This window comes from Phenylobacterium sp. CCH9-H3 (assembly GCF_001557235.1).
GTDB lineage: Bacteria > Pseudomonadota > Alphaproteobacteria > Caulobacterales > Caulobacteraceae > Phenylobacterium.
Map to the genome: position 1 here is coordinate 1 of NZ_LSJI01000001.1, position 8,439 is coordinate 8,439.

The window sequence follows — 8,439 nt, forward strand, 5'->3', positions numbered from 1 at the left end:
GGCTTATTCCTCCCCCCTCTGGGGGAGGGGGACCGCGAAGCGGTGGAGGGGGGGCTAAACCCCTCAGGCCACGATCCGCCGCCGCGACCGCAGGCTCGCGCCCGCCAGCCCGAAGCCCATGATCATCAGCGCCCAGGTCCCCGGCTCGGGCACCACCGCCACCGCCCGGGTGGAGATCGCCCCCACCGCGTCGATGTCCGCGCCCACCGACCCGCCGGTCGTCGCACCTTCGCCCGCCACGTCGATCAGCCGCACGAACGAGAAGGCCGCCGACGTCCCATAGCCGAACGCGTCGATGTCGATCCCCCGGGTGCTGCCCGTGACGCCGCCCACCGACAGCCAGGTGATCCCGTCCACCGAGACGTCCACCGTGGTGTCCTCCACGTCCGGCCCGATCTCGAAGATCCACAGGTCGTCGGCGTCGTTGCCCGAGCCGGTCAGCACATTGTTGGTGAACTGCAGCACCAGCGCCCCGCCCACGCCCAGCGAGACGAAGTCGCAGGCCGCCGTCGTGGCGCAGGAATTGGCCCCGCTGTAGTCCGGCGCCCCCAGCGCGTTGAACGCGCCCTGGAAGCCGGCGCTCGGCGCGGCGCCCTCCAGCCCCGGCTGGTACGAGACCACCGCATCGGCGAACGAGCCGATCCCACCCGGGAAATCCACCCCGCCGAACACCTCGGCCTGCGCCGCGCCGCCCCACGCCACCGCGCACACGCCGCCCAGCAGCGCGCCCATCCAACGCCTCGTCATGACAGTTCCCTCCTGAACCGGCCCGCGCACGAGCCGCCCCTAGCCGCCGCACCCCGCGAGGGCTTTGCAGTGGGAAACTGGAGAACGCGGTTCGTTGTTCCGGGTTATCTGCCGAATCCTCCTCGGTCCCTGCCAAGCCCTTCAGCTTGTGATCCCACTGGCGGCTAACTTCTTAGGTTTCAGTCGACGCGAGCGGCGGCGATGCTAGGGCGGGGAGGCCAATCCATTCGATGAATAGGTCTCTGGCTTAGGTAGCACGCGCGGGGCCATGGCGGCCGAGGACGTGGGCGAGATCGAGCCGCTGGGCCGCACCTACCACCGGATCGCCCGTTCGGTGCGCCAGAGCCTGACGGCGAAGGCCCGGCTGGTCCGCGACCGCGCGGCCGCCGCGGCTTCTACGACGTTTTCGACGACGAGCCGGCGCCGGTCGTGTTCGGCCGCGATACCCGCGATCGCATCGAGGAGGTGTGCCGCGCGGCCCGGCCCTATGTGGCGCGCGAGCGGCCCGACTTCGACGAGTCCGACGAGGCGCAGATCCTTGGGCTGGCGCGGGAACTCGCCGAATACGACGACTTCCTCGAGGTGTCGGTGGCCGAGACGGTCGACCGGATCCTGGAGATCCTCGGCTACCCGGAGGTCGCCGTCGCCGAAGCGGCGCAGGCGGCGAGGGCCCGGGCCGCGGCGGCCCAGGGGGAGGCGCCCAGCCCGCATCGGGCCCGCCGGCCGCGCCACCGGCGCACGACTCCGCCTGACCCGCCACGCCGCACGCCAATGTTCGCGGAACGGGCAATCTCGAATTGACCTGTGCGCGGCCCATCATTCAACTGGCGGGTGAGCGCCGGGCCGACGTGGGGTTGAGCTTGGCTGTGGGCGGAGGAATTTTCATGTTCAGGACGATGATGACCGGCCTGGCCCTGGCGGCCGGCCTGGCGGGCGCAGCGTGGGCCGAGGGGCCGCTGTCGGTGACGACGCCGTTCGACACCCTGATCGTACCCACCGACCCGTTCAAGGCGGACCTGGCCGGCCTTGGCGTCACGTCCGAGTTGGCCTCGCCCACCTTCGTCAGCATCTATCAGCCGGCGAAGCTCACCTTCCGCCTGCTGGAGTCCAACACCGGTCGGGCGGGATTGCAGATCACCACCCTGGTGGTCGATGGGGTCGACTACGACTTCGGCCTGCAGGATTTCACCGCGCCCGGCCTGTTGCTGGGGAGCCAGACGTTCTACGGCGACTTCACCAGCCTGGTGGGCTTTCGCGACGCCAGCATGCCCGCCGACGTGGAGCCGGTGCCGTGGCCCGACGCCTTCCAGGTCTATATTCGCGGCAGCGACGTGGGGAACCTGAGCGGCATCGGCCCCTTCATCGGCAACTTCGACACCCTCTATTTCAGCATCGCCGGCGTGGCGCTGTTCGAGGTCTCGGCCACCGTCGTGCCCGAGCCCGCGGCGTGGGCGCTGATGATCGGCGGCTTCGGCCTCGCCGGAGCGCGGTTACGCCGGGGCAGGGCGCTCAGGCCTGCGCCGGCCGCGGCCGCCTGATCAGAGGTCGAACGCCGCCCGCCATACCGCCCCGCCCGGCGTCAGGCTGAGCTGGGCGCGCGCGTTCGGCTGCGCCGCCAGGGCCCGGGTCAGCAGGCGGCCGCCGAAGCCCTGCCGGCCGCGGGGCGCGGGCCTGGGCCCGCCGGCCTCGACCCACTCCACCTCCAGCCGCCGGCGGCCCGCGGCCGTCTCGTCCACGCGCCAGGTCAGGCGCACCTGTCCGGCGTCGCCGGAGAGGGCGCCGTGCTTGGTCGCGTTGGTGGCCAGTTCGTGCAGGCAGAGGGTGAGGGCGACCGCCGCCTCGGGCGAGACGGGCGCCGGCCCGCCGCTGAGGGTCAGCCGGCCGGGGGCGGCGGGGCGGAACGGCGCTAGCGCCCGCTCGGCCACCGCCTGCAGCGTCACCTCCCGCCAGCCGGCGTCCACCAGCACGTCGTGGGCGTCAGCCAGGGCCGAGAGGCGGGCGGCGAAGTCGCGGCGGGCGGCCTCGGTGTCGGTGGCGCCGCGGAAGGTCTGGTCGGCCAGGGACTGGACCACGGCCAGGGTGTTCTTGACCCGGTGATGCAACTCCAGTTTCAGCAGCCGCTCGCCCTCGCGCGCCGCCACCTCCCGCGCCAGCGCGGCCCGCAGCAGCGCCACGATCCAGACCACGAACCCGCTGCAGGCCAGGAAGAACAGCACGCTAAGCACGCTGCGCCGCAGGGCCACCGGATGGGCGGCGGGCGCGGCCACCATAAGCGCGCCGCCCACGCTGAGCAGCGCCGCGCAGGCCACGCCCGAGGCGATGCCGCCGAACACGCTGGCCACCAGCACCGCCAGCACGAAGGCGCCGAACGGGGCGCCCATGCCTATGTACGGCGAAAGCGCCAGGCGGATCGCCAGCGCCAATCCGGCCACGGCCAGGCCCAGCGCCACGCGCGCCGCCATGCCGCGCGGCTGCCGCGCTATCCGCCGCACCAGGAAATCCGTCACGCGAGCTCTCCCAGAGCCGCGCCCTGGCGCAGCCTCCTCGAAGCCCATTCTAGGCGAGCCGGCGGATTGCGCACCCCTGGCGAGAAGTCGCGGCCGGCGCCGCGTTCCCATCGATGTGTTGAAGACCGACGTTTTGCAGATTGACGGCGTTCCAAGTTGTGGTCACGCTACCTGCTATCAGGGGTGGTTATCGCGGCGGTGATCCGATCGTGGCGATCTCTGTCGGGGGACTTCCATGCTGATCGCGCTTGCCTTGCTGGCGGCGGACCTGGGGGCTGCGAGCCCCCGGGCCGAGCTGACGCCCAAGTATGTTGCCGACTACGTGCCGGCCAAGGGCGTTTCATTGGACGCCAAGCGGATATGCATCGACGGCTTCGTGGATCCCGGGAAGCTGGCCGTTCAGCTGATGATCCAGCTCGAGATGTTCGACGAGTTGCGGACCCGGAGCGGCGAGGCCGCCCTGCTCACCTTCGACGGCTCGGAATGTCCCGATCGTATCGCCGGGAAGCCGCCCATCGAGGCCAAGCAAAAGTCGGCGTGCACCGCCTCCATCGTCGTTCAGCGCCTGCTGCTAAATGTCTACACCGGCTACATGCCCACCGTCGGCGCGGTCGAAGGCGCGAAGACGCACAAGCTCGTCGAGGGAGATCTCGAACGAGATGTCGCGAGCGCCCGGATGCGACGCGCAGTCGTCGAAGACTTCACGGCGACGTTCCTCACCAGCCCTGCAGGTCATCGGTTCGTCGAATGCGACTTTGCGGAGAAGCCGACTGCAATTGCCGACGGAGCCGAGCCCGAGCCGACGACGCTGGAGCGCAGCGGAACAGGCGCGGACCTCGCCGAGTTCGGGGTTCGCTTTGCCCGCGGGCTGCGTGTCCTGCAGTTCCGCCAGTACGCCGGCAACCTTGTCTACCGCGGCGCAGGTGAATCCTACGACTCCGTGCACGCCACCTTCGCTTCCGGCCGCGACCTTTACGCGACCGACGCCGGCTTCAGCGTCAATCTCAGCAAAGAACTCGGCGACGAGGCCCGTTCGGACTACTTCCGCCAGCGAAAAGAGACCATTGTTGGCGCGATCGGTATTCCGCTGTGCGGCCTGCGAAAGCTCGAAGGTAAGGACTGTCAGTCGGAGAATCCCGTCGAAGAGGTCCTCGAGAGTGATAGTTTAGCCGAGCGGCGGCGAAAGGAAGCGCGGAGGACGTTCACCTACGATGTCATCCCATTTGTCGCACTTGACCGCGGCTTCAAGAAAACTCGACCGCTGGCGACACCGGGGGATCTAAAGAAGGAGGTGACCGGCGATCTGCTGTCGTATGGCGCAGTCGGCTACTTGGCGACCGATGACGGACCGGAAAACTGCGCCCTTTGGGGGGCGTTGGATCGCCTTACGAACTGCGCCTCATACTACGTGGCTCGAATCTTCCGACTGGAGAACGACCTCGATGAAAGCAAGCTGGAGGCCGTGTCTCTCCGTTACACGCCGCTGGTGAAGACCAGTTCGCCGGGGCTCAAAGCTTTCGACTTCTGTCTGAATTCCGTGTGTGGCGATCCTGACCGGTTCCTGCGGACCGGTGTTCTGTTCGATCTGCGCTATAATCAAGGCTGGTATAAGGACCCTGGAAATCTACCGCTGCTTCAGGAGTTGAACCGGGATTACGCGCGTATCGGTGGCCGCATCGGCGTCATTGGCGTCGTGAAACTCCTGCCTGATGTGCCGATCAACTTCTGGGCCGCCTACACTGACTTTGAGCCCTTGAAGGGATTTGATCGCGATCTTGGCCAGACCCAAGCGCAGATCAGCGTCACGTTCAGCGCCGCGACGATCTCGCTCGACTATCGAAATGGCAGGCGCGAGGACACGGCCAAGCGCGACAGCACGTATGCGCTGAAGGTTGGGTTCAAAACCAAATAGACGCGAGGCAAGTAGGCGCCGTCACCTTGACGGCGACGTCTGGGGGATCTGCGATCTCTGATCGCAATCATGGCGAACAGAGGGACCGCACGTCGATTATGACTGTCGATATGCGGCGCCTCATCAGGGCATCGGACGCCCAGCCGGGATGGCTAGGCGGTCGCGCCGTTGCGGTCGAGGATGCTCTCGGGCACGCCGCCCTTTTCCACCCGCACGCCCAGGAACCGCATCACGCCGCCCGCGTAGCTGATGTCAGTGACCGGGGTGGCGGGGTCGCGAGTCAGGAGGCTGACGTCGCGCAGGGTCAGGCGCAGGACCATGTCCTCGGCCGCCACGCCGTCGGCCACCGCCGACTGGATGAGGGCGCGGAAGCGGCCGTCGGGCGAGGCGCCGGGCTTGGTGGAGATAGTGGAGGGCAGGGGCTTGGCCATGGTCATGCGGCGCCGTAGCCGAGTTCGCCCTGGACCCGCACCTGGCACGGCTTGCCGCCGTCCAGCATCTGCCGCGCGTGGCGGTTGGCGGCCGCCTTGGCGACCTCCTTGTCCGGGGAGTGACCGAAGCTTTCGCCGTCCAGTTCGACGCGCCACACGCCTTCGAAGCGGGAGACGGTCAGGACCGCCCTGTCAGGTACCATTCGCATAGCGCACACTAGCATAATCCGGGCCGGCCGATAGAAATTTGACAATAATTCTTGCCAGAGGCGAAAAGTGCGCGCATTCCTATCTGGTCAAATCTCGGCTTGGCTCGTCCGGCACCCGCGACGAAATCCAGTATTTCGGCCCGGTATTCGTCATCGACCCTCAACGAAATTTTGATCTCAAAGCCCGTCCGGGCGCGAGAATTCATGTCCGGAAAGGGACGATCAATGCAAACCGGCACTGTGAAGTGGTTCAACGCCACCAAGGGCTTCGGCTTCATCCAGCCTGACGAAGGCGGCGCCGACGTGTTCGTGCACATCTCGGCCGTCGAGCGCGCGGGCCTCGGCTCGCTGAACGAAGGCCAGAAGGTCAGCTTCGAACTCGAGCGCGACAAGCGCTCCGGCAAGATGTCGGCCGGCCAGCTGCAGGCGGCCTGAGCTTGAACTGCGACGGCCTTCCGGCCCCGGCGGGGAGGCCGTCTGCATGCCCATGATCAAGAAGAAGCCGCCCGTGTTCGAGGGCGACGGCCAGGTCCGCTTCCTGGGCCACGAGGCGCCGGCCCGCTACGCGATCGAGGGCGATCCCGCCCGGTTGCGCCAGGGCCCGCTGCGCCTCCGCGGCGGCCTCACCCTCACCCCCGAACTCGCCGCCAGCGCCTTCCGCGCCGGCGAGGGCGTCCTGACCCTCGACACCGGCCTGCAGCTGCGGGTCGTCATGGTGGGCCACAGCGAAGGCGGCGCCGAGGTCTTCGTCGAACTCCGCGTCTAGCCCCGTCGGCCATCGGCCGCACAACATGTTTGACGTGGCCGCATAGGGGTGTTGCCGTGTCGGCATGCCCGACACCGTCCAGCCCGCCCCGACCGCCGCCGACACCGACCCCGCCGCGCTTCGCGTGATGCAGGGCTTCCCGCCGCCGCCGGAGCGCACCGTGCGCCTGGCCGACACCACCAGCTGGCGCTTCCCCAATACCCGCTGGAGCTTCAGCCACCAGCGCGAGCTGGCGCCCTCGGCCGCGATCCGCCGGGGGCCTTCCGCCGCCGCGGCCCTGCCGTACGCCCTGCGCGACGACCTCGACGCCGTACCTTTCGTCACCCAGGACGGCCAAGCCATGACCTGGGGCCAGTCGGTGGACGTCAACTTCACCGACGGCCTGGTGGTCCTGCACCGCGGGCGGGTGGTCTACGAGACCTACTGCGGCGCCCTGCAGCCGCACGTCCCGCACCTGGCCATGTCGGTGACCAAGTCGTTCGCCGGCCTGCTGGCCGCCATGCTCGCCCACGAGGGCGCGCTGGATCCGGCGGCGCCCGTGACCGCCTATGTTCCGGAGCTGGCCGGCACGGCCTTCGCCGACGCCACGGTGCGGCACGTGATGGATATGACCACCGGCGTCCGCTACCGCGAGGACTATGTCGACCCCGACGCCGAGGTCCGCTTCTACGGCGTCGCCGCCGGCTTCTCGCCGGCTCCCAAGGGCTACGCCGGCCCCACCACCATCTTCGACTTCCTGAAGACCCTGAAGAAGGAGGGCGAGCACGGCCAGGCGTTCGCCTACAAGACCTGCAACACCGAGGTGCTGGGCTGGATCGTCCAGCGGGTGGCGGGCCAAGCCTTCGCCGAGCTGCTGTCCGAGCGGATCTGGCAGAAGCTGGGGGCCGAGGAGGACGGCTACGTCATGGTCGACGCCACGGGCTTCGCCCTTTGCGGGGCCGGGCTGAACGTCACCACCCGCGACCTCGCCCGGTTCGGCGAGATGATGCGCCTGGGCGGCGCCTTCAACGGCCAGCGGATCGTGCCCGAGGCGGTGGTGGCCGACATCGCCGGCGGCGCGCGCAAGGAGGACTTCGCCAAGGCGGGCTACGTGACCCTGCCGGGCTGGAGCTACCGGAACCAGTGGTGGGTCAGCCACAATCGCTTCGGCGCCTACAGCGCTCGCGGCATCCATGGCCAGGTCTGCTACGTGGCGCCGGGCGCCGAGATGGTCATCGCCCGCTTCGCCTCGCACCCGACCGCCGCCAACGGCAACGGGCCCTTGGACCGGGTGTCGCTGCCCGCCTACGAGGCCCTGGCCGAGCACCTGTCCCGGGGCTAGCGGGCCTGGGCCTCCAGGTCGGCGATGCGGCGGGCGTAACGGTCGGCCAGTTCCAGCCGGTCCTGGATGTTGGCGCTGGCGCTCATCCACGCGGCCTGGCTGCTCTCGATGGCGTAGGGGTCGCGGCTGCCGGCCTTCGCCCGCTCCAGCGCCGCCTTCAGCCGCCGGTCCTCGATGGCCAGGCTGGGATAGCCGCAAACCAGCCGCTGGTGGGCGGTGGGCAGGTCGAGGCAGGGATTGCGCGACGGCTTGGAGACCGGCGCGGCGGCGGTCTCGACGACGGGCGGCGGCGGCGCGGCTGGCTCCTCCAGGAGCTGGATCGGCGTCTCCTCCGGCAGGGCGGCGGTGGTCAGGGCCACGGCGATCCGGGGCGGCGCATCGGCGGTGTTGTTGAGGGCGACCGCCTGCGGGGGCGCCTCGACGGGCGCGTCGAGCGTGAGGCCCCAGGCCAGGACCCCGCCGATCACGGCCGCGAGGCTCGCCACCGCGACGGCCATGCCGCTGCGTCGGCGTACGGGCCTGCCGGGCGGCGGCGGGGTCCTGGCC

At 69.4% G+C, this 8,439-nt stretch carries 11 protein-coding genes; 6 read left to right on the plus strand and 5 right to left on the minus strand.

Annotated elements, in window-relative coordinates; genetic code table 11:
* Window positions 1-63 precede the first annotated feature (63 nt).
* Window positions 64-747: a PEPxxWA-CTERM sorting domain-containing protein gene (locus tag AX721_RS00005; RefSeq protein ID WP_082769812.1), complete on the minus strand. Its 684-nt coding sequence runs from the start codon at window positions 745-747 to the stop codon at window positions 64-66.
* A gap of 429 nt (window positions 748-1,176) precedes the next feature.
* On the opposite strand from AX721_RS00005, the gene AX721_RS00010 reads away from it, so the two are divergent.
* Together AX721_RS00010 and AX721_RS27690 are read left to right on the plus strand one after the other, a co-directional pair.
* Window positions 1,177-1,548, plus strand: a complete 372-nt coding sequence (locus AX721_RS00010) for a hypothetical protein (protein WP_068873876.1) — start codon at window positions 1,177-1,179, stop codon at window positions 1,546-1,548.
* A gap of 83 nt (window positions 1,549-1,631) precedes the next feature.
* The gene (locus AX721_RS27690) at window positions 1,632-2,285 is read left to right on the plus strand and encodes a PEPxxWA-CTERM sorting domain-containing protein (protein ID WP_068873877.1); all 654 of its coding nucleotides are present in this window, start codon (window positions 1,632-1,634) and stop codon (window positions 2,283-2,285) included.
* On the opposite strand, the gene AX721_RS00020 is transcribed toward AX721_RS27690, so the two are convergent.
* Entirely contained in the window at window positions 2,286-3,254 is a 969-nt protein-coding gene (locus AX721_RS00020) for a sensor histidine kinase (RefSeq protein ID WP_068873878.1), read from the minus strand.
* Window positions 3,255-3,489: 235 nt separating this feature from the next.
* Here AX721_RS00020 and AX721_RS00025 point away from each other — a divergent pair, with 235 nt between their 5' ends.
* On the plus strand, window positions 3,490-5,166 hold the full coding sequence (locus AX721_RS00025; RefSeq protein ID WP_068873879.1) for a hypothetical protein: 1,677 nt from the start codon (window positions 3,490-3,492) through the stop codon (window positions 5,164-5,166).
* Between the two features lie 152 nt (window positions 5,167-5,318).
* Here AX721_RS00025 and AX721_RS00030 read toward each other — a convergent pair whose 3' ends face one another.
* Window positions 5,319-5,597: a hypothetical protein gene (locus AX721_RS00030; RefSeq protein ID WP_068873880.1), complete on the minus strand. Its 279-nt coding sequence runs from the start codon at window positions 5,595-5,597 to the stop codon at window positions 5,319-5,321.
* Between the two features lie 2 nt (window positions 5,598-5,599).
* Window positions 5,600-5,800: a hypothetical protein gene (locus AX721_RS00035; protein ID WP_068873881.1), complete on the minus strand. Its 201-nt coding sequence runs from the start codon at window positions 5,798-5,800 to the stop codon at window positions 5,600-5,602.
* Window positions 5,801-6,031: 231 nt separating this feature from the next.
* On the opposite strand from AX721_RS00035, the gene AX721_RS00040 reads away from it, so the two are divergent.
* From AX721_RS00040 to AX721_RS00050, 3 genes are all read left to right on the plus strand, one after another.
* Entirely contained in the window at window positions 6,032-6,241 is a 210-nt protein-coding gene (locus tag AX721_RS00040; RefSeq protein ID WP_068873882.1) for a cold-shock protein, read from the plus strand.
* Window positions 6,242-6,287: 46 nt separating this feature from the next.
* Window positions 6,288-6,572, plus strand: a complete 285-nt coding sequence (locus AX721_RS00045) for a hypothetical protein (RefSeq protein WP_068873883.1) — start codon at window positions 6,288-6,290, stop codon at window positions 6,570-6,572.
* 64 nt (window positions 6,573-6,636) lie between these two features.
* The gene (locus tag AX721_RS00050; RefSeq protein WP_068873884.1) at window positions 6,637-7,893 is read left to right on the plus strand and encodes a serine hydrolase; all 1,257 of its coding nucleotides are present in this window, start codon (window positions 6,637-6,639) and stop codon (window positions 7,891-7,893) included.
* On the opposite strand, the gene AX721_RS00055 is transcribed toward AX721_RS00050, so the two are convergent.
* Window positions 7,890-8,439: hypothetical protein (locus AX721_RS00055; RefSeq protein WP_369807878.1), on the minus strand; the 550-nt coding region annotated here is incomplete at its 5' end. The genes AX721_RS00050 and AX721_RS00055 overlap by 4 nt on opposite strands.

What these genes read in the sequence shown, in the direction of transcription:
- AX721_RS00005 (WP_082769812.1), bottom strand. Translation starts at nt 747, where the DNA reads ATGACGAGGCGTTGGATGGGCGCGCTGCTGGGCGGCGTGTGCGCGGTG.
- AX721_RS27690 (WP_068873877.1), top strand. Translation starts at nt 1,632, where the DNA reads ATGTTCAGGACGATGATGACCGGCCTGGCCCTGGCGGCCGGCCTGGCG.
- AX721_RS00025 (WP_068873879.1), top strand. Translation starts at nt 3,490, where the DNA reads ATGCTGATCGCGCTTGCCTTGCTGGCGGCGGACCTGGGGGCTGCGAGC.
- AX721_RS00030 (WP_068873880.1), bottom strand. Translation starts at nt 5,597, where the DNA reads ATGGCCAAGCCCCTGCCCTCCACTATCTCCACCAAGCCCGGCGCCTCG.
- AX721_RS00035 (WP_068873881.1), bottom strand. Translation starts at nt 5,800, where the DNA reads ATGGTACCTGACAGGGCGGTCCTGACCGTCTCCCGCTTCGAAGGCGTG.
- AX721_RS00040 (WP_068873882.1), top strand. Translation starts at nt 6,032, where the DNA reads ATGCAAACCGGCACTGTGAAGTGGTTCAACGCCACCAAGGGCTTCGGC.
- AX721_RS00045 (WP_068873883.1), top strand. Translation starts at nt 6,288, where the DNA reads ATGCCCATGATCAAGAAGAAGCCGCCCGTGTTCGAGGGCGACGGCCAG.
- AX721_RS00050 (WP_068873884.1), top strand. Translation starts at nt 6,637, where the DNA reads ATGCCCGACACCGTCCAGCCCGCCCCGACCGCCGCCGACACCGACCCC.